The following is a 21,740-nucleotide window of genomic DNA, read 5'->3' on the forward strand; positions in this document are numbered from 1 at the left end:
GGAGTGAGTTATGACTAACAATGACCACCTAACTCCGGTAGAGCCACCTGCATTAGATAAAGAAGCAAGCTCCGGCAATCGCCAACTTGCAGGTATTTACCTGAAAATTACCACGACTCTTGCAATATTAATTTCGCTTTACGCTATTTATTCCAACGCATTATCAAATACTCAAGAATTTTACCGTAATACGATTTTTCTTAGCGGTATTTTAATTTTAGGCTTTATTTTGTTTCCATTTTCCAAGCGTTTTTCAACGCCTAAATTTAATGGATGGGATTATCTTTTTATTGCTTTAACATTAATCAGTTATGGCTACTTTTTCTTTAATTACGTTGATCTTCACGTTGTGAGAAAAAGTATTCCAAATACTACCGATTATGTCATGGCTATATTAGGAATTATTGTACTGTTTGAAGCAGCAAGAAGAACTACTGGGTATTTCATTCCAGGACTTGCAACTTTTGCCATTATCTATGCTTTATTTGGTCAGTATTTTATGGGTATTTTCGGTCATGCAGGATTTTCTGTAGAAAGATTGTTATACCGTTTATTTATGACCAGTGAAGGGATTTTTGGTATTACACTTTCAACGGCCTCCACCGCTATTGTGGTCTTTATTCTCTTTGGTTCATTCTTGAGTGTCAGTGGTGCTACTGCTTTATTTAATGATTTAGCGTTGGCTATGGCTGGTCGTCGTCGTGGAGGGCCTGCCCAAGTTGCCGTTATTTCATCCGCATTAACCGGTTCATTAAGTGGTAGTGCTGTCGCCAACGTCGCAACAACGGGTACTTTTACCATTCCTTTAATGAAAAACATTGGATTAACGCCTCGTTTTGCCGGTGCCGTAGAAGCGACAGCATCAACAGGCGGTATGATAATGCCACCTATTATGGGGGCTGCTGCATTTATTATGGCGGGATTTTTAGGTATTTCTTATACCACCATTGTTATTGCAGCAATTATTCCAGCCTTGTTGTATTACGCAGCCTTAATTATGGCCATTGATATTGAAGCTAAAAAACAAGGATTAAAAGGTTTAAGTAAAGAGAATATTCCACAAGTTAAAGCCGTATTGAAAGCGCGAGGTTTATTATTACTACCTTTAATTATTGTTATTGGCACCTTATTAGTGGGGAAAACACCTATTTATGCCGGTTTCTTAGGTATTCTAACCATTATTGTTGCAAGTTGGATAACGCCTGATAAATCAGTCCGTATGACATTAACTAAAGTGGCTGACGCCTTAGCTGAAGCAGCTCGTGGTTCTGTTCAAGTGACTGTTGCTTGTGCGGCCATTGGCGTCATTATCTGTGTTGTTACGATGACAGGTATTGGTGCAACACTCGCCTTTAATATTGTTTCAATGACGGATAACACCTTATGGATGATCTTGTTAGTCGTTATGCTGGTGTGTATCGTATTAAGTATGGGCTTGCCTTCAACAGCGTTATATATTGTCGTAGCAGTTACAGTGTCACCTATTTTAATTAAAGCGGGTGTAATGCCTTTAGCGGCTCACTTCTTTGTTTTCTGGTTTGGTGCTTTATCCAATATTACCCCACCAGTAGCATTAGCAAGTTATACCGCAGCGAGTATTGCAAGAGCTGATCCAATGCAAACATCATGGGATGCGGTTCGCTTAGCACTTCCCGGTTTTATTATTCCGTTTATTTTAGTCTATAACCCAGCTTTACTGATGCAAGGTGATAATTTAGGTGTACTTTCCATTGGATTAATGATTATTACTGCATTAGTCGGAATTTATGCACTCAGTATCGCAACAGCAAACTTTTGGATGATTAAAACAACGTGGTTTGAGCGTATTGCATTTGCAGCAGCGGCAATTCTAATGATTAAACCAGGCTTATATACCGACCTTTTAGGTGTCGCCTTGATCCTATTAACCGGTACATTCCATTTATTACGGTCTAAAAAACAGTTAACCAATATGGGGCATGTATCTGGAGAAAACTAGATGATACAAAAGATCTCACGCCAAAAAGCGTCGCATCAAATTCTTGAGCAGATAAAGCAAAATATTAGCAACGGAACTTACCCTATTGGTGAAAAGTTACCTTCTGAAAATGTACTTGCTGACGCCTTTGGCGTCAGTCGAGTCCCTATCAGAGAAGCATTAGGTGTCTTAGAAGCGAGTGGAATTATTACCTCTCGTCAAGGTGGAGGACGACGTGTTATAGACCATTCTATCTTGAGTAAATATGAACCTATTGTAATGGAAATTGCACGTCCTCAAGAGATAGATTCTTTGCTTGAAATGCGTGAGGTCATTGAACATGAAGCGGCAGCTATTGCCGCTTTACGTCGGACACCTGAAGAATTACTTACTATTGAAAACGCGCATCAAGCCTTTATTTTGGCAACTAAGCAAAATAAAAACATTGGTCATGAAGAAGATTATCAATTTCATCGATCTATTATGGTCGCTTCCCATAATCCTTTTTTTGTTCGGATTTTAGATAACATGCATGAGCTTTATCTTGGGGTATTAATGTATTCATTAAGCCAAAATAAAGGTCGAGAAATGGAAACAGAACGTGTTATTGCAGAACATGAAGCAATTGTTGAATCTATACGCCAACAAGATCACGATGAAACAAGCCATAGAATGCGTCTTCATTTAACCAACGTACGTGGCAAATTAAAGCGTTTACAACAAAAAATCAGTTAATTCACTCTTTGTAAAATGGATAATATTATGACTTATGACGTTATTATCATCGGTGCAGGATTAGTCGGATTAGGCGTTGCCAGTGCATTACAAGAAAGCCAACCTGAACTTAAATTACTGGTGATTGATAAAGAATCAGGCCCTGCTGTTCACCAAAGTGGGCATAACAGTAATGTTGTTCATTCAGGTATTTATTACACACCAGGAAGCCTTAAAGCAAGGTTAGCAAAACAAGGCAATATTACGACATATGCGTTTTGCCAACAACATAATCTCTATTATGACCGTTGTGGCAAAGTTATTGTTGCTACCAATGAAGCAGAGTTAAAAGCATTAGAAAATATCTATCAACGTGGTATCGAAAACGGGCTTGAAGTGATCAAAATGACGGAAGCTGAGCTTAAAGTCAGAGAGCCTTATGTCAATGGTATTGCAGCTCTATTAGTTCCGGATGCAGGTATTGTGAATTACCCTGAAATTGCGGCGAAACATGTTGAAATTATTCAATCACGAGGTGGGAAATTTGCGTTTGGACAAGCGGTTACAGCCATTAATGAAACCGATGATACTGTCACCATCACAACATCCAATAATCAATTTACAAGCAAATGGTTGATTAATTGCGCCGGTTTATTTAGCGATCGTATTGCTAAAATGGCAGGCTATGACACAGGTATGAAAATAGTCCCATTCCGTGGTGAATACTTTATGCTTAATACTAATAAAAACTACTTAGTAAACCATCTTATCTATCCCGTTCCTAACCCTGACTTTCCCTTCTTAGGTGTACATTTTACGCGTATGTATAACGGACATCGCGATGTTGGGCCTAATGCAGTATTGGCATTTAAACGTGAAGGTTATAAAAAAAGCGATATTAACTTAAAAGATCTTGCTGAAGTGCTCACTTATAAAGGATTTTGGAAAATTGCTGGAAATTATTTAGGTGAAGGAATGGCGGAGCTTCGTCGCTCATATTCACGAAAACTATTTACGGCAAATGCACAAAAACTCATTCCTGATTTACGTGAAGCAGATATTCATCCTGGTCCTGCGGGAGTTCGAGCTCAAGCATTAACTCGCGAAGGGAAATTAGTAGATGATTTCCATTTTGTGAAAGGTAAACGTTCATTACATGTGTGTAATGCCCCATCACCTGCTGCAACAGCGTCTATTGAGATAGGACGAGAAATAGTAAAAGAGCATTTTTCTTTGTAATTGAAAGACGATACTGCGAGTAAAAATAATAAATAGCACTGAAACTCATCAGTGCTTTTTATATCACTCACAACACTCTTTTAGTGCTTCATTTATTAGCCACTGCTGAAATATTTCCATTGAGGCGGTCATTGGTTTTGACTTTAAATACGTTAACCAATACTTACCCATTTCAACTTCTATTTTAAAGGGCTGTACTAACTGTCCATTTTTAATTTCTCTTGAAAACATTTTTGCTGGAGCTAATGCAACTCCCCCTTCATAAATTGCACTTTCAATCATTAAACGTGAGGAGTCAAAAATAGAACCCGTTATTTTTATCGGTGATATTTCTGCTTTTTCAAACCATTTTAACCACTCATCTTCTCGATATGAGCGATATAAATTTTCATTTATTAAGTCAGTTGGATAATGTAGTCGTTTTGCTGTTGTTGGTGAGCACAAGACCGTTAATGGTGCAGAGAATAAGGCTTTATTATGAGTTAAAGGCCATAACCCTTCACCAAATCGAATAGCAAAATCCAATCCTTCGGTAGCTAAATTAACCACATTATTATTGGTTCTCAAATTTACTTCTATTCTTGGATAGAGTTGCCTGAATTCAGCCAATCTGGGTAATAACCATCCCACAGCGAATGTGCCGACAGCCGCAATGGAAACCACATCTCGATATTCACCACATTCAAATTGTTTAAATACACGCTCAATATCACTAAAAGCTGTTGTTAATACTGAAAATAAGATCTGCGCGTCATCCGTCATTTCTAAGCCTCGAGGTAGTCGCTTAAAAAGAGTAACACCAAGTCGATCTTCTAACATCCTCACTTGTTGGCTAACAGCCCCTTGAGTGACATACAGTTCTAATGCCGCTTTGGTAAAATTAAGATGTCTTGCTGAAGCTTCAAATGCACGTAATGCATTTAGGGGGAGATGAGTTCGCATAGTACGTTTAGCCATTAGATTTTCTATAAGCTAAGGTGATTTATTATCGATTGTCAATAAATCAATTAAATAGGATATTGCACCGTATAAATAAACGGCTCTATATCTACGCAATAACTGTCTATTTATATTGATATTTTCTTCATTAAATTAATATGAGCAACAATAACTATGTTTAAAAAAACATTTCGCCAAACTGCTGCGATCGCAGTTTCATTAATATCTCTATTGGCATCCGCCACTCTATGGGCTAACACCAATAATACAATTGAAGCGCAATTAAGTGAGCTTGAAAAATACAATCAAGGTCGTTTAGGAGTGGCTTTAATCAACACGGAAGATAACTCACAAATAACATACCGTGGTGAAGAACGTTTTGCGATGGCAAGTACAAGTAAAGTTATGGCTGTTGCGGCTGTTTTAAAAGAGAGTGAAAAACAAGCGGGATTATTAGATAAGAACATTGCGATTAAAAAATCTGACTTGGTTGCTTACAGTCCTATTACAGAAAAGCATTTAGTAACAGGAATGTCTTTAGCTCAATTAAGTGCAGCCACCTTGCAATATAGTGATAATACGGCAATGAATAAAATTCTAGATTATTTAGGAGGACCTTCCAGCGTTACTCAATTTGCACGTTCAATTAATGATGTAACTTATCGCCTAGATCGCAAAGAGCCTGAATTAAATACAGCCATTCATGGTGATCCTCGTGATACCACCTCTCCAATTGCGATGGCTAAAAGCCTTCAAGCATTAACATTAGGTGACGCATTAGGTCAATCTCAACGCCAACAACTTGTTACTTGGTTAAAAGGTAATACAACAGGTGATCACAGTATTAAAGCGGGTTTACCAAAACACTGGATTGTTGGCGATAAAACCGGTAGTGGTGATTATGGTACAACTAACGATATTGCCGTTATTTGGCCAGAAAACCATGCACCATTAATTTTAGTCGTTTATTTTACACAACAAGAAAAAGATGCAAAATACCGTAAAGATATTATTGCTAAAGCTACTGAAATTGTCACAAAAGAGTTTGCCAATTCATCTCAATAAAAATAAATTTCTTTATTGATAATCTAAACAAGAAATTAAATATAATAAAGCTATTTATTAGCTCCATTATTAAAGCGGGATTATTTAACTTATAGTTACAAAAAGTAGTTATAAAAAAGCCTCAGTTCAATTTTGAACTAGAGGCTTTCTCTACTCACATATTATGTGATGATTAAAAATCAACTAAATCTAGATGATTAGAAAATTAAAGTGGTAAAGCAAAACTCACTTTTACCGTTTCCATTGGTACTTCTGTTTTTATACTTTGGATGCTTGGAATTTGCGTTAAATAATCGGCATGAAAGCGACGATATGTTGCTAAATCTTTCGTCACTATTCGAATAAGAGCATCGCATTCACCCGCCATTAAATGGCACTCAACCACTTCAGGTAATACTTTGATCGCCTTTACAAATTCTTCAATAGTTTCAGCATCTTGTGCTCTAAACCAAATTCTTGCAAATAAAGATAATCCCGCATCAACCTTACTACCATCTAATACAGCAACATAACGAGTGATCACACCCGATTCTTCAAGTAAACGCACACGACGAAGACAAGGAGAAGGTGAGAGTCCAACCTCTTTTGCTAGCTCAATGTTCTGGATTTTGCCATCACGCTGAAGCACCTGCAAAATATGTTTATCTATTTTATCTAATTTTATTGACATCAAAGATTAACCTTAATTCTATTTGTGGAATTTTATTGCCAATTAATTCTTTTTGTTAGCAACAAAGCAACCCGATTTTTTCGAAAACATCATATAATCTTTCCGCTAAATTTCACAGCAAAAACGATCTTTCTCTTAAACTATCTCTGTCAGGTGAAAAGATGGAATTTAACACTTTATTATTATTTGCACTGACTGTTCTACCGCTGATATGTACACCTGGGCCCGATATTCTTTTTATCTCATCCCAAGGACTATCCGGAGGTATGAAATCAGCATGGATTGCCAACACTGGCGTTATATCAGGCTATTTAACTCATGCATTATTGAGTGCATTAGGGCTTGCCGCCTTAGTATCAGCATCCCCCATTTTATTTCATTTACTTAAATGGGTTGGTGTGTTTTATATCAGTTATCTTGCAGTCAAAATGTTGATATCCGCCTGCAAAAAAGGCCAATTAGCTCTCGATGCCTCAAAAACCTCACACTTATTTCGTAAAGGTTTTTTAACTAGTTTTCTTAATCCTAAAGGGCTATTAGTTTATCTCGCTATTTTACCAAACTTTATTGATCATCATAATGATATAGCAACACAATCATTGCTGTTATCTGGGATATTTATCACGACTTGTTTAATTATTTATGGTCTACTCGGCACCTTTTTTGCTTATATTGGCTTAAAAGGCGGTTTAAGTGAAAAACGTCGTCGCTATAACGATGGTATTGCAGGTGGATTACTCACTTTTGCGGCAATTAATTTGGCTTTAAATTAACCTTAATCCTAAGCACTATTTATTATTCTAGTCAGTATTTGACCACAAGAATGCCTCTATTTAAGTGGTCGAATATCTGACCATAATAATTGGCAATTTGCGGTTAACGGTCTTATTTCACCTTCTCGAATATCAGGTAGCCACCAAGCCCCCTGTCCTTTTGATAAACTTTGGCAAGTCGCGCCTAGTAAAGTCCATTCACCTTGAGTGACATAAATTAACCCCGCATGAGAGCTAGGCAAAATAAGCGGTTGTGTTACTAAAGTCGTCTCTGCTTTCCAGCATGTTCTTCGCACCATAATATTTAGGCACTTTACGCTGCCTTTAATAAGTTCAGATTTAACATAGGTATCACCTGAAAAATTAAAAGACTGATAAGCGTCTGTAACGGAATGACTAAGAAAATCTGGACTAATTAAATTGATACCATTACCTTCTAATAACACTATTTGCCGTTCAATATCAGGAAATTGACCTAATGAGCTATTTTCTTCGATAGAGGTTAAACACGCTCGCCATGAAAAATCATTATTAACTGGCCAGCACACAATTTCTTGCGTTGTGCCTTTTTGATTATTCCATGATATAAACGGTAACTCTTGTTGATCAAAACAACGTAGCTTCATTATATCCTCCTGCAATATCTGGCTATCAGTCTGATAATGAGGTTAAGGATTAATCATTGGAGATTACCGCCAATAAATCAATAGTTAACTTTTAAAAGTGTGCACTGACGTCAGCTATTTACGTCGTAAGTTCTTGCACCCTGCACCTATTATTTCAATTCCTTTTTCAGTACGACTATTCCATTGAAAAGAAGAATTTAAACGAAATGCATGATCAAATTGGGAGCTAGTGGAAAACATTGAACCAGGCGCAATACTGACACCTCTTTCTAGTGCAAAGTGATAGAGTTTATTCGCATCAAATGTTGATTCAAACTCTAACCAAAGAAAATATCCTCCTGATGGAATATTTACTTTTACATCTTCTGGTAAATACGTTTGTATCGCCTGTAACATACGATAACGTCTTTGTTCTAATACTAATCTTAATCGACGAAGATGCGTATCATAACCACCTTGTGACAAATAATCGGCAATAGCTTGTTGTGTTGGCATACTCGCAGATACTGTACTCATCATTTGCAACTGCTGTATTTTTGTTGCGTGTTTTCCAGCGGCAACCCAACCTACACGAAATCCTGGCGCAAGACATTTAGAAAAAGAAGCACAATGTAAAACGCTATTTGTTTTATCAAACCCTTTTACTGGCATAGGTGCTTTCTGGCTGTTATAGAGTTCACCATAAACATCATCTTCGATTAGCGTTATCTGTTTCTTCGCTAATATGCCCACCAGCCTTATTTTATTTTCATCAGGCATTGTTCCACCTAATGGATTTTGACAATGACTCATCAACCAACAAGCTTTAATATCGTATTGCTCAACCACTTTTTCGAGTTCATCTAAACAAATTCCTGTTACTGGATCTGTTCTAATGGCAATCGCTTTTAATCGCAAACGCTCTATTGCTTGTAATGCACCATAAAATGCAGGTGATTCAATCACAACCCAATCACCCGGTTCAGTAACGGCTTGCAAACTAAAACTTAGTGATTCCATTGCGCCGGCAGTAATCACAATTTCATCTGGAGAGACATGAATTCCTTGTAATGCATAACGTTGTGCAATGTTACGGCGTAACTTTTCATTTCCCGGAGGTAGATTGATCACTGAACTTTGCGGCGCTAAATGTCTTGCAGCAGAAGCTAACGCCCTACTTAATTTAGGCTGAATAAATAAACTGGGATCGGGGAAAGCGGAACCAAAAGGAATAATGTCAGGATCTTTACACGCTTGAAGTACATTGAAAATAGAGGTGCTTATTTCAACATTTTCACTCATGTGTAACCCTTTGCTGGCTGTCACTTGACCGAAACGGTTATTACGATGTGCAACGTAATAACCTGATTGTGGTCGCGCTGCTATCCATCCTTGACTTTCTAATAACTGATACGATTGTAAAACCGTCATTAAACTTAAACCAGATTGTTTCACCGTATCCCGTAATGAAGGTAAACGGTCGCCAGATTGCCAGATATTATCTTCAATTTGTTGACGTATTTGCGCTGCAAGCTGTTCATATCGAGTCATATAAAACTGTTTACCTCAAAACTGTTATAGTTATTTTTAAATTTATTGTCACTATTATAGCTTACTGTCATATGGTCTACTAATCCACACGATTTACCTGCGATTTACATTTTTATATCAATAAAACGAGGTTTTTATGCTTGGGTTAAGTGCCTTTGATTTGGCGCGTATCCAGTTTGCGTTCACAGTTTCTTTTCATATTATCTTCCCCGCAATTACTATCGGACTGGCTAGTTTTTTAGCCGTACTGGAAGGTTTATGGTTAAAAACGCGCAATAAGGATTATTTAGCGCTATTTCATTTTTGGTCAAAAATATTCGCTGTTAACTTTGCGATGGGCGTTGTCTCTGGTTTGGTCATGGCCTATCAATTTGGAACCAACTGGAGTTTTTTCTCTGATTTTGCGGGCTCAATTACAGGCCCTCTACTTACTTATGAAGTACTTACCGCTTTCTTCTTAGAAGCAGGTTTCTTAGGCGTGATGCTGTTTGGTTGGAATAAAGTAGGTGAAAAACTTCACTTTTTCGCCACTTGTATGGTGGCATTAGGCACATTAATGTCTACGTTTTGGATCTTGGCTTCAAATAGCTGGATGCAAACACCGCAAGGGTTTGAAATTATAAATAACCAAGTCGTTCCAGTAGATTGGATCGCCGTTATTTTCAATCCATCGTTCCCTTATCGTCTTGCTCATATGGGGGTTGCCGCTTTCCTTGCCTCTTCCTTCTTTATTGCGGCATCTGCCTCATGGCATCTACTCAAAGGCCATAAAACATCAGCCATGAAAAAGATGCTTTCAATGTCTTTATGGATGATTTTAATTTTAGCACCAATTCAAGCACTCATTGGTGATGTTCATGGTTTAAACACCTTAAAACATCAGCCCGCTAAAATTGCCGCTATTGAAGGTCATTGGAAGAATGAACCGGGAGAAGCGACACCGTTAATTCTCTTTGGTGTACCTGATATGGATGCCGAAGAAACGAAATATAAAATAGAAATTCCTTATCTTGGTAGCATGATCTTAACTCATAGCTTAGAGAAACAAGTTCCAGCATTAAAAGAGTTTCCTAAAGAAGATCGACCTAACTCACTTATCGTTTTCTGGTCTTTCCGCATTATGGTTGGCCTTGGCATATTAATGATTTTCGTCGGTGTTTGGGGAACTTGGCTGCGATATAAAAAGAAACTTTATGAATCTAAGACCTTCTTACGCTTAACGTTTTTAATGGCGCCTTCGGGACTTATCGCTATTCTTGCTGGTTGGTTTACAACGGAAGTAGGTCGTCAACCTTGGGTTGTTTATGGCATACAGCGAACACGAGATGCTGTATCTGCACATGGTGAAATGCATATGAGTATAAGCCTGCTGATCTTCTTAGTCGTTTATAGCTCTGTATTCGGTGTTGGATATGCCTATATGTTAAAACTGATCCGCAAAGGTACACCGGAGGTTCATCATGGGAATTGATTTACCAGTTATTTGGTTCATCATTATTGTATTTAGTACGCTAATGTATATCGTGATGGATGGTTTCGATCTTGGTATCGGTATGCTTTATCCATTGATTAAAAGTGACCAAGATCGTGACGTAATGATGAATACTGTTGCCCCTGTATGGGATGGTAACGAAACATGGTTAGTTCTAGGAGGAGCAGCATTATTTGGCGCCTTCCCATTAGCTTATGCGGTTATTCTTGATGCTTTGGCAATGCCTTTAACATTAATGCTTGTCGCACTAATTTTCCGTGGTGTTGCCTTTGAATTTCGTTTTAAAGCCGATAATAATCACAAAGGTTTTTGGGATAAATCATTTATCTTTGGCTCTATCTTAGCCACTTTTATGCAAGGTGTTGTCGTTGGTAGCGTTGTTCAAGGTCTACCGGTTGTTAATCGCGCCTTTGCAGGTAGCTATTTTGATTGGCTGTCGCCTTTTGCACTTTTCTGTGGTTTTGGTTTAGTTGTCGCCTACTCCTTATTAGGATGTGGCTGGTTGATTATGAAAACCGAAGATCATTTACAACAAAATCTATATAAGGTTGCTAAACCTCTTGCTCTCATTATGCTTGCCGTTATTGTGGTCGTCAGTGTATGGACACCATTAGCGCAACCTGCAATTGCTGAACGTTGGTTCACATTGCCTAACCTTTTCTTCTTTTTACCTGTTCCTCTTTTAGTGTTGTACAGTACTTGGTTAATTTTGCGCTCAGTGAAAAGACAAGGGCATTACCTTCCTTTTTTTGGCGCGCTCGCTTTAATTTTCTTGGGTTTTGCTGGGTTAGGGATAAGCATTTGGCCTAACATTATTCCACCTGCAATTAGTTTTGTAGATGCATCGGCTCCACCAGAAAGCCAAGGATTTATGTTAGTTGGCGCGCTGTTTATCATCCCTATTATTCTCGTTTACACATTCTGGAGTTATTACGTTTTCAGAGGAAAAACAAATTATGAAGAAGGTTATCACTGATCCACAAATACAAAGTAAACCCTCATTATTAAAAAAATGGGGATGGTTAATTACTATTTGGTTTTGTAGTGTTTTAGCCTTATTCACTGTTTCTTCCCTCTTTCGCTTTTTAATGACGTTAGCCGGAATGAAAGTCAAATAAAGGTAAAGTATATACAGCAATATAATTAACACCGAATACGATAAACTATAAAATAAAATTAAAGAAAGGGCTGAAGTTATCTTTGGCCCTTTTATCTTTATTTAAGATAGTGGATTGCTCTTTCATGTCATTAAAACTTAACCTATTCTTATTAAATATTCTTTTAGTAACTTATTTTATATAAAGTTTTTTGTTATAAAAATAAGGCACAAAAGTAAATATTTTCATTTATCCATAATTAACTAAATTTAAATCAAATTATTTGATAAAATCACTTTAATTACATCATTTTTGATTAATAATAAGAGATAAAATCTTTTTTATGTATTTGTTTTCGATAAATAAAGATGTAGAAAATCCTGTAAAAACTATCTTTTCTAAAAATAAGCTGGAATGAATGTTGAATTAAGTTTTCAAAGTAATTATGATATCGCCGCCTAGCAGGTTCATATCTGTATTATTCTATAAAGGCACAAAAAATGTGTCATTTAGATATGCCTTATGACTAATTCAAGAATTAAATCCACTCCCTATTAAAAAGGATGGATAATAGATGATCTCTGTTCAAAATACATATTTTGATAATTTAGATTTATCTTAATTGCTAAGAAAGATCACTTACACTAGGCTTACTCATTGTTGCTACTAAATTAAGGATGAAATCATGAATTGGTATTTGGAAGTCATTAAAAATAATTATGCTAACTTTTCAGGACGTGCTCGTAGAAAAGAATATTGGATGTTTACTCTAGTAAATACCATTATTATTACCATCCTATATGCTATTGTGATTTCATCAATAGACATGAATACGGGTGAAATGAGTGGGTTAGGTTCAATTGTTGGTATCATTTTAGGTATTTACTCTTTAGCTATTATCATCCCTAGCCTTGCCGTGACTATTCGTCGTTTCCACGACCAAGATAAATCAGGTTGGATGTTCTTACTTGCATTTATTCCTGCTGTTGGTGGATTAATTGTTTTTGTCTTTATGTGCCTTGAAGGTACTAAAGGTGACAACCGATTCGGCCCAGATCCTAAAGCTTAATCTATTACTAAATTAATATAACAATACAGTGAGTGTGCCTACTAATAAGTTTACTCACTGTATTCATTTATTCTCCCGCCTTTATTACGACCATCTGAAAACATCTTTTCTTTAAAGAAAATAACACCAACTCATCTTATCCCACATTGCGCTTCGTATTTTTATTTACCTTTGACTTCTTTAGCTAATGCCTCAACGTTATCAAATCATACTTATCACATTGATTATTATCTTCTTATTTTTAATTTGAACCTAATCACACTATATAAATAAAAAATACGCATTCCTTTACTAAATCAATATTAATATTGATAATGACTATCATTATTAATTGAAAATGATAATATCTACATCAATAAAAAATTAAATGAGTCAGGTAAAAAAAGTGAGTAACCAAAAAATATCTCAAGAAAAAAACATTTATAAACCCGCTCCTCCTCGCCTAGTTCAAGTAAAACATATTACTGATGTTACACCGGGAATGCGCTGCATCACCTTTACGAGTGATGATTTAGATACTTACCCAGCAGATACTGCGGGGGCACATTTAAAAATATTCTTACCTTTAGAAGGCCAAGTTAAACCAACAGTACCAGGCTTTTCTGAGAAAGGCCCTACATGGCCTGAAGGCGAACCAAAATCGATTGTACGTACTTACAGTGTTCGTGCTATTCGCCCCGAACAAAAAGAGTTAGATATTGAATTTGCAATACATGACGATGCTGGCCCTGCTATTCATTTTGCACTAAATGCTAAGCAAGGAGACTATATTGGGATCACTAATCCGGGTGGACCTGCTCCTTTATTAGCACCAGCGTCGCATTACTATATGGCAGCTGATCCAAGTTCATTACCTGCTTTAATGGCTTTGATAGAAACCATGCAACCTAATGTTCAAGGGAAAGTCATTATACGAGTAGAGGACGAAGCGCATCGCCAAGAAATTAAACGTCCTAAAGGCTTAGAGATAATCTGGTTAATCGGTTCTGTTGAAGAACAAACTCAAAACTTGATTAATGAATTTACGTCGTGGAAATTACCAACTGAAGATGTGGCATTTTGGATTGCTGGTGAAGACAAAATTATTCGTGCATTAAGACGTCATATTCGCCGTGATAACGGTTTCGATCGCAGCTTAATTTATGCTATTCCTTATTGGCGTTTTGGTTATGACGAAGAAGGCTATCACGCTGAACGTCACCATGTTATGGATAACGAAGACGTAAGCTAAGCGATAATTAAAGACTAAGCGTTGGCTGTACGGACTGCATATTAACTTCTTCAGTAATATGCAGTCTTTTTTATTATAAAATATAACTAATGTATATTCTTCTTATCTTGCTGATAATTTCCATCATCATCTATATAGATGACTGTAATAACTTGGTTAGTATTAATTCGTCCTTTATATTCGACTTCCTGTTTTGAGAAAGGCGCTATCATGGTGGGCTCAATTAAAGATTGCTCTATATTCTCTTGTGTATACATTTTTGAAATCGTAAAAAAATATGCTGAAGGATTATTAATCTCTAAATTCTGCTGTTTCTTTATAATTCCAATCTGTTTAAAAATAGTGCTACTGGTTAATTCAAGTTGTTTAGGACGATAGAAAAGCTTGATGCGAGTTTGTAATGCTAATTGTAACGTATTGGCATTTTCGCTGCTGTTAGGTCTAGGTGGAATATCAAGCACATTAAGATAAAAAATAGATTCTCTATCTTGAGGCAATTTATTTTCTAATTGTTGTATTTTTAATTGTGCTCCCCCATTAGCAGAGACTTTCATTATAGGAGGAATTACAATGAAAGGCGCTGTTGTCGTCTCAGGCGTTGATGCAATATCACCATCATCTATCCAAGATTGAACTAATGTTGGCTGTTCACTGCGATTAAAAATTTGCAATGATAGTGTTGATTTGTCCATGGGGAAAATTAAACGTGTACGCTCAAGTACCACACTTGCCTTTGCTATGGATGTTATAAGCGTAAATAATAAAATAAAACTAACATTTATTATTTTTTTCATTAGATACACTCTTTAGTCATAAGACATCACTAATGTCGCAGTGCTTGTTATTTTCCCTTGAGTAACTGAATTAACACTATAAGGATAATAATAAGCCCCCATATTTATCGAAAATGCAGAGGATAAGTTGCCACCTTGATTAACACTGAAAATACTGGTCGCACTGCCTTGAGAATTAATATTGTCAGAAAAAATAACGGGGCTATTGATATTATCACTTTTTACTACACGGAATCCGATCCCCCCCGCACCTTGCGCTGTTGTATTAGTTAATATAGTTTTGTCTGTCGCCAATAAATTTTGGCTCGATAAAAACATCTTAATATTTCTAGACGCTTTTGAACCACTTAAAAAGTCTTGGCACGTAAAATTTAATGTAAAAGGCGTGTATCCTGCTTTATCTACCGTTTTTGCATCTTTTACACTGATTAATGGCAATGAAACAACTAAACCCGCATTAGAAAAATTACAGGTTGTCATGACAGGATTATAAGTAATTAGCATTGGTTGTAAGAAAATATCATTTTGATCAACTGGCCATTGCCAGGTTAATAAGAATTGCACAAGTTTAATAACAATATTAAGTAACCACTGAACTAACCCAACACTCGATGCATCTGACGCTAAAATAACAGGATTAACAACCGCTGTATTTCCACTCACCTCTTTATAATTGGTCGAGGGTTTACTACTCAATAACGTAAATTTTAAGGTGAAATTAGTATCTAAATCTGATGCAGGGTGTGTTCCCGCTGAAATATTCGTTACATTATCTTTTTCTAATGCCGTTAATGTAATAGAGACAAACTGCTTCCCACCATTAAAACCAATTGTTCCCGTTCGACCATCATTAAAAGGTGAGGCAATACCCACAGTATTAGGAAATAATACTCCTCTTGCATTACATTTAAAGGTACCCGGAAATGTTGTTCTACTCGTTTTTGTTACAGTTGTTGAAGCTGCATTTAAATCTGCAGATAAATCAAAGTTAATATTGGGTGCCGTAATAGTTTCCTCAGGTTTACAATTAGCAATTGCCTGTTGGCTTATCGCACCTAATAAAATTATAAATATAAAAGCTGGTGATTTCATAGCGCTTTCCTTTATCGACAAATATTACTATTTTTATCCATCGTATTTATTAAATGCTCCACAACACATTCCATCTTTTCAGCTTTATTTAATTTTATAAAGAGTGAAGAAGGTAACTCATCACTTTTTAAATAAAGCACACTTGATTGTCCGACATAACCAATACTCTCTTTTTTACTATTTAAAACTTCCGTACCGAAAGGTAAACTTTCATTATTTTCTAAAGATGCTTTAATAATAAATGTCTTACGTTTATCCGTTGTTAATGTGAGGTAATTAACTGCGCCTAAATACGGAGCCACCTGAGTTGTATTTCCAACAAGCTCGGCATTTGAAGGCATTTCGGTATTTGTCAAAGTATAATTATTTGTACGATAAGGGATACTATTAGGCACTAATACTATTCCTTGATTATTGGTTAATGTGGCTTTATTTCCATTAACCATCATATTATTGGCCATAGGTGCTTCGATAAGAGTATAGGTATTCCCTGTATTACCTGAAAAAACAATATGATTAGGTACGGCAACAACTGTTCCTCGAGCACCTAATCCCCCCTGGCGATAATTATTTGCTTCCGTATAAGATGCAGATAATGTGCTATATGGATGACGATAACTGACATTTGCACCGACTAAATTATTTCCACCCGTTTGATTTGAACCTGTTAAAGTATAATTAACTAGGTCATCTTTACCTGCTGTTCCACTCATACTAATTGTAGATTGCTGGTAACGAGAATCAGCCGCATAAATTGAATTATTAATATTGGCTCTTTTATCAAAAAATGAAATCGGCACACTAATATTAAAATAATAACGAGTCTCGTCTTTATTATCGTAATTTCTTAACTTTGAGACAGAAAGATTATACGCAATATCCTTATAATTATTTGAATAGCCTAACTGATACTCGCGATTACTCTCATCTGTATTCCAATAGTTTCGATGTGTCCCTGAAAGAAAAATAACACCACGTTGTCCACCCAAATATTGATTAAGATTTATAGTAAACGTATTTTTTGCTCTAGAACCTCGTAGTGCATCAAACGTTGATAAATCAAGATCAGATATTGCATTATTATTATTTTGTTGTTGAGCAATATCATTTTGATAATCTTTCCAAGCTTTATAGTTGTCATGGGCATAAATTGAATCTACAAAGCTATAATAATCACGAGTAGAATAACGATAAGCAGCCAATGTTAAATTGGTTAATGTTGCATCCATATATTTACTATAAGCGAGACGAAAGCTTTGTCCGGTTTTTTTACCCGTCTGTAAATCTGCACTTGCATGTGTTATATCTGCTGAAATTGCCCCAAATCTAAAATTCCAGCCACTACCTATCAATGCAGAGTAATAATCTTCACTGGCAATGCCTCCAGCATAAAGTGTAACAAGGTTACTTAAGCCATAATGAAACTCACCTTGTGCAAATTTAGGTCGGTAATCAGTATTATTAATCCGTGATTCCCCCAGTATCACGTTATAGCGATATACACCTTCTTTTAGCATGTCGGGCACGGCTGAAAATGGCACCGTAAATGACTCTCTTCTACCATCAGCTTCTTGAACAACCACTAATAGATCACCACCACCAGCTGTGGGTTGAATATCTCGAAAAGAAAACTCCCCAGGAGGTACATTTTCTTGAAAAACTAAATTTTCATTTTGATAAACACTAACTAATGCGTTTGTTTGTGCAACACCTCGAATAATAGGAGCAAAACCTTGACTTGAGTTAGGTAGCATTCCCATTTCTGTTGCCAACGATGCTCCTCTAAATGCAATGCTGGTAAAAAGTGTTGCTGGTGTATAAAAATCACCAATTGTTAATCCCGAAGTTATCTGACTAAACGCCTTATAAACATAGCGTGTATTGTTTTTCCATTGGCTGTTACCATGAGAATAATAAGAGTAGTTAGATTCATCTCTAAACTGCCACGCACCTAAATTAATACCTGAATGAATATTGGCAAAAAAATTTTCGTTATTGCTTTTACTTCCTTTTTTTTCTTTATAGTTATAGTAATTCAAATTATAAGACAAAATCAGTGCAGAAATACCTTGTTGCCAATAACTCGGATCAACATACCCAACTTCTGATTTTTTCACCGAAATTTGGGGAGCATTAATATCAAGCCTTAATTTATTTATATCTAATACCGATGTCACACCTTTTGCCAATTCATTTGATAATATTGTTTTTTGTTGCACAAGTTTTTGTTTTGCGGATAAAGATAAATTTAAGCCCAGTTTATTTACATCTACTGGCTCAAAACTAACCTCTGCATGTTCACCCGTTACATTTATTTCAAATTGCCCTTTCCATTCTTGATTAACATAAACATCAACAAGTTGTTTTCCTTCAGGGATTTTATCGTCGATATAAAATCGTGAAATATCTCCATTCTTTGAATTCCCAACAAGCAAAGATGTGTCAAATCCCTCTGCGTACAGATTTTGAGTGTAATGTTGTATTCCTAAAAAAATAAGGATTGAGAGATATCTTGGATTATTCACGATGTTATCTCGATTAGAGTTTAATATTTTGTGATTTATAAACACCAAAATCATCAACATAAATAACAACAACGGAATTACTTTTTAATGTATTAATTAATGGCAACTCACGAGAAGATAACGGAGGGATCATTTCAGAATCAACAAGCGTAATACGAGGTGTCTCTTGTGTAGAAATAGATGCTATTGTGAAATGATACTGTGAATTATTTTTTACTAGAACTTTATTGCCATTTAATTGGTAAGTAATTTTTTCATTAACAGTCTCTGGGTTATCAGTAAGTCCTTTGGGGCGATAAAAAACTTTAATTCTTGTTTTCATTGCTAATTGAAGATAACTCTTTCCTTTTAATGCTTCCACATTTTCTGGAATATCTAATACATTTAAATAATATACTTTTTCAAGATTTTCCGATGGTATCTTATCGGAATTTTTTATTCTTAATGTTTGCCCTTGCATTCCTGCAATTTTTACAATAGGTGGATATAAATAAAAAGGAGAGTTCGCATCTTCAGGCGTTGAGTTTATATCTCCATCATCAATCCAACTTTGTACCAAAGAAGCTAAATTACCATTATTTGTCAATTCGATATTAACACTATCAACACCTTCATAGTAAAGAACGCGGGTACCATTAATAATAATGTTTGCTAATACGGCTGAAGGTAATATCAAGATAATTAAAAGTAATATTAATTTTTTCATTATAAGCACCCAAAAAAGCCAGACCCATTGAGTCTGGCTTTTTATATTATAAATAAGATACTGTATAAATAACGTTAGAGTGTACGGGTCCTGTTTTAGCTGCTGTTGCATTTGTTTTATAGTAACTGGCAATTAAGCGTAGAGTATCTGAATCTGGCGCTGTTTTATCGCCTTTAATACCTGTATCAAAAGTTGCATTTAGAGGTATAGCAACTGTTGGCGCAGCAGGTGTTGATAAACTAAAACCAACATTCTTTGCAACTAATGGATCATTTTCATTCGCAGTATCATTGACTAAATATAATCCACTTGTTGAAATAGTATTTGCAGATGAGAAATGTATCTTTAAATTACTGCCACTTGGTGTAGATGCTGGAGCACAATCAGAGAATGTCAAAGCAAACTCTTTTTGATTTTTGGCAATAACAGTATTTGCTGTTGTTCCTGCATCCGTTACGGTAATAGGATCTAATAGAATAGAAAAGTCCGCACTATTTCCTCCATTAATAGTACAAGTGGTATCACTAATAGCACCAGAGAAAGAAATTATTCCTCCTGCGCTATTTGTTGCAGCAAATGCCGACGACGACAATATAGCCACTGATAATAATGACAGTGGGAGTTTATTTTTAAACATATATAACTCCAGAATAGATAAATATTTAATTAGCAAAAATAAGATTCTATTATTGCCATCATTAACTAAAGGTGTGAAAGGATACCCTAGTCAATTTGATATTAGCCATACTTTAAAAACTCAACAAATAAAATTTTTTATTTTTTAAAAATTGTGATTTAAGTCAAATATAATTAGCAACCACTCTTTACCAACATATAGAACATTAAAATTTAATTTCATTACAAAATTCATAGATAATAAACACAAAAAACAATAAATATAAAAACAATAACAGTTAATTTATTAATAACAAATCTAAAAAAATACTAAAAAACATCATTGGAATTATTTATTTGAATTAATTATTCCTTGATTAATAAAAAAATAGATAAAAATAAAATCTAAAAAATCAATAAAAAAGACCACATATTAATGTGGCCTTTTTCACTCAATATAAAATTCTTCTGTTCTATTTAATTATTATAAGCAGCTAATACATGCTGGCATAATGTAGAACGTACACAATCTTCTTGCATAAATTTAATCACACCTACTCGACTATTAGCCTCAAATCGAATAAGAGCATCCGCTAATCCAGACGATACACCAGAAGGTAAATCACACTGTGTAATATCTCCATTGACTACAACAGTGACATTTTCACCCATTCTAGTTAAGAATAGCTTCATTTGATTAACAGTAACATTCTGTGCTTCATCTAAAATAACAAATGCATTTTCAAAAGTACGGCCTCGCATATAAGCAAAAGGTGCAATTTCAACTTTTCCAATTTCAGGACGTAAACAATATTGTAAGAATGAAGCACCTAAACGTTTCACTAATACGTCGTAGACAGGACGAAAATAGGGTGCAAACTTTTCAGCAATATCACCAGGCAAGAAACCGAGATCTTCATCAGCCTGCAACACAGGTCGAGTAACAATGATACGTTCTATTTCTTTATGAATTAAAGCATCGGCAGCCATTGCAGCACTGAGGAACGTTTTACCACAGCCGGCTTCCCCTGTAGCAAAAATAAGATTCTGATGCTTTATTGCATTCATATATTGGCGTTGCACTTCATTGCGAGGAGATAACACTCGTTCATCACGTTTTTCTCTCGCCATGCCAATAGTATCAATATCCCCAAATCCCGGTAAAACCATAACATTATCTCGGTATGCCCCATTACGTTGTTCTTTACGTGAAGTGCGTTTATTTTCTCGGCGTAAACGTGTTGCTGCTTTTTGTCTACTCATAGTGGTATTTACCCTTGTTAGTCTTCAAAAAGTCATCGACATCTCTGTTTGTATTCCATTCACTTACCGATGAGTCCCCTTCAGACTCTGTCTAGTCGCAGAAAACAAAAAAACCGGTCACAATCCTGAACATTAAACATCAATGAACGGTTGTTGCCGGTTTTCTGTGAGTAACGAGATATTTCCATTGCTTCTGTCATTCATATTCCCCATCATGGAGTTAGAGTGAAAATTAACGAAGCTTTATGACAGTATAATGACAAAAGAAAAATATTTTCAATACTAAGATGATTTATAACGAGATGGACTTAACATAAAAATAACAATAAGTGTTATTTTTGGG

The 21,740-nt window shown here is 35.8% G+C and carries 20 protein-coding genes; 10 read left to right on the top strand and 10 right to left on the bottom strand.

The window, feature by feature from the left end; genetic code table 11:
• Positions 1–10 precede the first annotated feature (10 nt).
• The 3 genes from GWI59_RS14280 to lhgO are packed head-to-tail and all read left to right on the top strand — an operon-like array spanning position 11 to position 3,910.
• On the top strand, positions 11–1,978 hold the full coding sequence (locus tag GWI59_RS14280; protein ID WP_072064049.1) for a TRAP transporter permease: 1,968 nt from the start codon (positions 11–13) through the stop codon (positions 1,976–1,978).
• Positions 1,979–2,692 (top strand): FadR/GntR family transcriptional regulator, encoded by a 714-nt coding sequence (locus GWI59_RS14285; RefSeq protein WP_109400536.1) that lies wholly within the window; start codon positions 1,979–1,981, stop codon positions 2,690–2,692.
• A 15-nt stretch (positions 2,693–2,707) separates the two neighbouring features.
• Complete coding sequence (gene lhgO / locus GWI59_RS14290; RefSeq protein ID WP_109847370.1) at positions 2,708–3,910, top strand: L-2-hydroxyglutarate oxidase; 1,203 nt, start codon at positions 2,708–2,710, stop codon at positions 3,908–3,910.
• A 63-nt stretch (positions 3,911–3,973) separates the two neighbouring features.
• Here lhgO and GWI59_RS14295 read toward each other — a convergent pair whose 3' ends face one another.
• Positions 3,974–4,852, bottom strand: coding sequence for a LysR substrate-binding domain-containing protein (locus GWI59_RS14295; RefSeq protein WP_109847426.1), 879 nt, complete (start codon positions 4,850–4,852; stop codon positions 3,974–3,976).
• A 171-nt stretch (positions 4,853–5,023) separates the two neighbouring features.
• Between GWI59_RS14295 and bla the strand changes: the two genes are divergently transcribed.
• Positions 5,024–5,914, top strand: coding sequence for a class A beta-lactamase (gene bla, locus GWI59_RS14300; RefSeq protein WP_109847369.1), 891 nt, complete (start codon positions 5,024–5,026; stop codon positions 5,912–5,914).
• 205 nt (positions 5,915–6,119) lie between these two features.
• On the opposite strand, the gene GWI59_RS14305 is transcribed toward bla, so the two are convergent.
• Positions 6,120–6,584: an Lrp/AsnC family transcriptional regulator gene (locus GWI59_RS14305; RefSeq protein ID WP_023582027.1), complete on the bottom strand. Its 465-nt coding sequence runs from the start codon at positions 6,582–6,584 to the stop codon at positions 6,120–6,122.
• Positions 6,585–6,745: 161 nt separating this feature from the next.
• Between GWI59_RS14305 and GWI59_RS14310 the strand changes: the two genes are divergently transcribed.
• Complete coding sequence (locus GWI59_RS14310; protein WP_072064053.1) at positions 6,746–7,357, top strand: LysE family translocator; 612 nt, start codon at positions 6,746–6,748, stop codon at positions 7,355–7,357.
• A 56-nt stretch (positions 7,358–7,413) separates the two neighbouring features.
• Here GWI59_RS14310 and GWI59_RS14315 read toward each other — a convergent pair whose 3' ends face one another.
• The gene (locus GWI59_RS14315; protein ID WP_006536514.1) at positions 7,414–7,983 is read right to left on the bottom strand and encodes a HutD/Ves family protein; all 570 of its coding nucleotides are present in this window, start codon (positions 7,981–7,983) and stop codon (positions 7,414–7,416) included.
• 114 nt (positions 7,984–8,097) lie between these two features.
• Entirely contained in the window at positions 8,098–9,513 is a 1,416-nt protein-coding gene (locus GWI59_RS14320; protein WP_161724977.1) for an aminotransferase-like domain-containing protein, read from the bottom strand.
• A 136-nt stretch (positions 9,514–9,649) separates the two neighbouring features.
• Between GWI59_RS14320 and GWI59_RS14325 the strand changes: the two genes are divergently transcribed.
• The 5 genes from GWI59_RS14325 (at position 9,650) to GWI59_RS14345 (ending at position 14,402) form a co-directional block, all read left to right on the top strand.
• Positions 9,650–10,984, top strand: a complete 1,335-nt coding sequence (locus GWI59_RS14325; RefSeq protein WP_161724979.1) for a cytochrome ubiquinol oxidase subunit I — start codon at positions 9,650–9,652, stop codon at positions 10,982–10,984.
• Complete coding sequence (gene cydB / locus GWI59_RS14330; RefSeq protein WP_006536509.1) at positions 10,974–11,981, top strand: cytochrome d ubiquinol oxidase subunit II; 1,008 nt, start codon at positions 10,974–10,976, stop codon at positions 11,979–11,981. Before GWI59_RS14325 ends, cydB begins: the two co-directional genes overlap by 11 nt.
• Positions 11,962–12,123 (top strand): DUF2474 domain-containing protein, encoded by a 162-nt coding sequence (locus GWI59_RS14335; protein ID WP_006536508.1) that lies wholly within the window; start codon positions 11,962–11,964, stop codon positions 12,121–12,123. Before cydB ends, GWI59_RS14335 begins: the two co-directional genes overlap by 20 nt.
• Before the next feature lie 664 nt (positions 12,124–12,787).
• A complete protein-coding gene (locus GWI59_RS14340) occupies positions 12,788–13,171 on the top strand; it encodes a DUF805 domain-containing protein (protein WP_006536506.1) in 384 nt (127 codons plus the stop codon).
• A gap of 367 nt (positions 13,172–13,538) precedes the next feature.
• Complete coding sequence (locus GWI59_RS14345; RefSeq protein ID WP_006536505.1) at positions 13,539–14,402, top strand: siderophore-interacting protein; 864 nt, start codon at positions 13,539–13,541, stop codon at positions 14,400–14,402.
• 86 nt (positions 14,403–14,488) lie between these two features.
• Here the strand turns inward: GWI59_RS14345 and GWI59_RS14350 are convergent, their stop codons facing one another.
• The 6 genes from GWI59_RS14350 to phoH form a co-directional block, all read right to left on the bottom strand.
• Positions 14,489–15,196 (bottom strand): fimbrial biogenesis chaperone, encoded by a 708-nt coding sequence (locus tag GWI59_RS14350; RefSeq protein ID WP_161724981.1) that lies wholly within the window; start codon positions 15,194–15,196, stop codon positions 14,489–14,491.
• 12 nt (positions 15,197–15,208) lie between these two features.
• Positions 15,209–16,288 carry a fimbrial protein gene (locus tag GWI59_RS14355; protein WP_109400545.1) on the bottom strand — a complete coding sequence of 360 codons (1,080 nt, stop codon included), beginning with the start codon at positions 16,286–16,288 and terminating at the stop codon, positions 15,209–15,211.
• 11 nt (positions 16,289–16,299) lie between these two features.
• Entirely contained in the window at positions 16,300–18,813 is a 2,514-nt protein-coding gene (locus tag GWI59_RS14360; RefSeq protein ID WP_232240037.1) for a fimbria/pilus outer membrane usher protein, read from the bottom strand.
• Positions 18,814–18,826: 13 nt separating this feature from the next.
• Positions 18,827–19,519: a fimbrial biogenesis chaperone gene (locus GWI59_RS14365; protein WP_109400546.1), complete on the bottom strand. Its 693-nt coding sequence runs from the start codon at positions 19,517–19,519 to the stop codon at positions 18,827–18,829.
• Between the two features lie 46 nt (positions 19,520–19,565).
• Positions 19,566–20,156 (bottom strand): fimbrial protein, encoded by a 591-nt coding sequence (locus GWI59_RS14370; RefSeq protein WP_072064062.1) that lies wholly within the window; start codon positions 20,154–20,156, stop codon positions 19,566–19,568.
• A gap of 455 nt (positions 20,157–20,611) precedes the next feature.
• The gene (gene phoH / locus GWI59_RS14375; protein ID WP_006536497.1) at positions 20,612–21,397 is read right to left on the bottom strand and encodes a phosphate starvation-inducible protein PhoH; all 786 of its coding nucleotides are present in this window, start codon (positions 21,395–21,397) and stop codon (positions 20,612–20,614) included.
• Positions 21,398–21,740 lie beyond the last annotated feature (343 nt).

Origin of the sequence: Proteus sp. G2673 (assembly GCF_009915125.1) — a bacterium.
Classification (GTDB): Bacteria; Pseudomonadota; Gammaproteobacteria; order Enterobacterales; family Enterobacteriaceae; genus Proteus; species Proteus penneri.

Bases quoted from the DNA above. Each gene is read 5' to 3' on its own strand.
- GWI59_RS14280 (WP_072064049.1), top strand. From the start codon at position 11: ATGACTAACAATGACCACCTAACTCCGGTAGAGCCACCTGCATTAGAT.
- GWI59_RS14285 (WP_109400536.1), top strand. From the start codon at position 1,979: ATGATACAAAAGATCTCACGCCAAAAAGCGTCGCATCAAATTCTTGAG.
- lhgO (WP_109847370.1), top strand. From the start codon at position 2,708: ATGGATAATATTATGACTTATGACGTTATTATCATCGGTGCAGGATTA.
- GWI59_RS14295 (WP_109847426.1), bottom strand. From the start codon at position 4,852: ATGCGAACTCATCTCCCCCTAAATGCATTACGTGCATTTGAAGCTTCA.
- bla (WP_109847369.1), top strand. From the start codon at position 5,024: ATGTTTAAAAAAACATTTCGCCAAACTGCTGCGATCGCAGTTTCATTA.
- GWI59_RS14305 (WP_023582027.1), bottom strand. From the start codon at position 6,584: ATGTCAATAAAATTAGATAAAATAGATAAACATATTTTGCAGGTGCTT.
- GWI59_RS14310 (WP_072064053.1), top strand. From the start codon at position 6,746: ATGGAATTTAACACTTTATTATTATTTGCACTGACTGTTCTACCGCTG.
- GWI59_RS14315 (WP_006536514.1), bottom strand. From the start codon at position 7,983: ATGAAGCTACGTTGTTTTGATCAACAAGAGTTACCGTTTATATCATGG.
- GWI59_RS14320 (WP_161724977.1), bottom strand. From the start codon at position 9,513: ATGACTCGATATGAACAGCTTGCAGCGCAAATACGTCAACAAATTGAA.
- GWI59_RS14325 (WP_161724979.1), top strand. From the start codon at position 9,650: ATGCTTGGGTTAAGTGCCTTTGATTTGGCGCGTATCCAGTTTGCGTTC.
- cydB (WP_006536509.1), top strand. From the start codon at position 10,974: ATGGGAATTGATTTACCAGTTATTTGGTTCATCATTATTGTATTTAGT.
- GWI59_RS14335 (WP_006536508.1), top strand. From the start codon at position 11,962: ATGAAGAAGGTTATCACTGATCCACAAATACAAAGTAAACCCTCATTA.
- GWI59_RS14340 (WP_006536506.1), top strand. From the start codon at position 12,788: ATGAATTGGTATTTGGAAGTCATTAAAAATAATTATGCTAACTTTTCA.
- GWI59_RS14345 (WP_006536505.1), top strand. From the start codon at position 13,539: ATGAGTCAGGTAAAAAAAGTGAGTAACCAAAAAATATCTCAAGAAAAA.
- GWI59_RS14350 (WP_161724981.1), bottom strand. From the start codon at position 15,196: ATGAAAAAAATAATAAATGTTAGTTTTATTTTATTATTTACGCTTATA.
- GWI59_RS14355 (WP_109400545.1), bottom strand. From the start codon at position 16,288: ATGAAATCACCAGCTTTTATATTTATAATTTTATTAGGTGCGATAAGC.
- GWI59_RS14365 (WP_109400546.1), bottom strand. From the start codon at position 19,519: ATGAAAAAATTAATATTACTTTTAATTATCTTGATATTACCTTCAGCC.
- GWI59_RS14370 (WP_072064062.1), bottom strand. From the start codon at position 20,156: ATGTTTAAAAATAAACTCCCACTGTCATTATTATCAGTGGCTATATTG.
- phoH (WP_006536497.1), bottom strand. From the start codon at position 21,397: ATGAGTAGACAAAAAGCAGCAACACGTTTACGCCGAGAAAATAAACGC.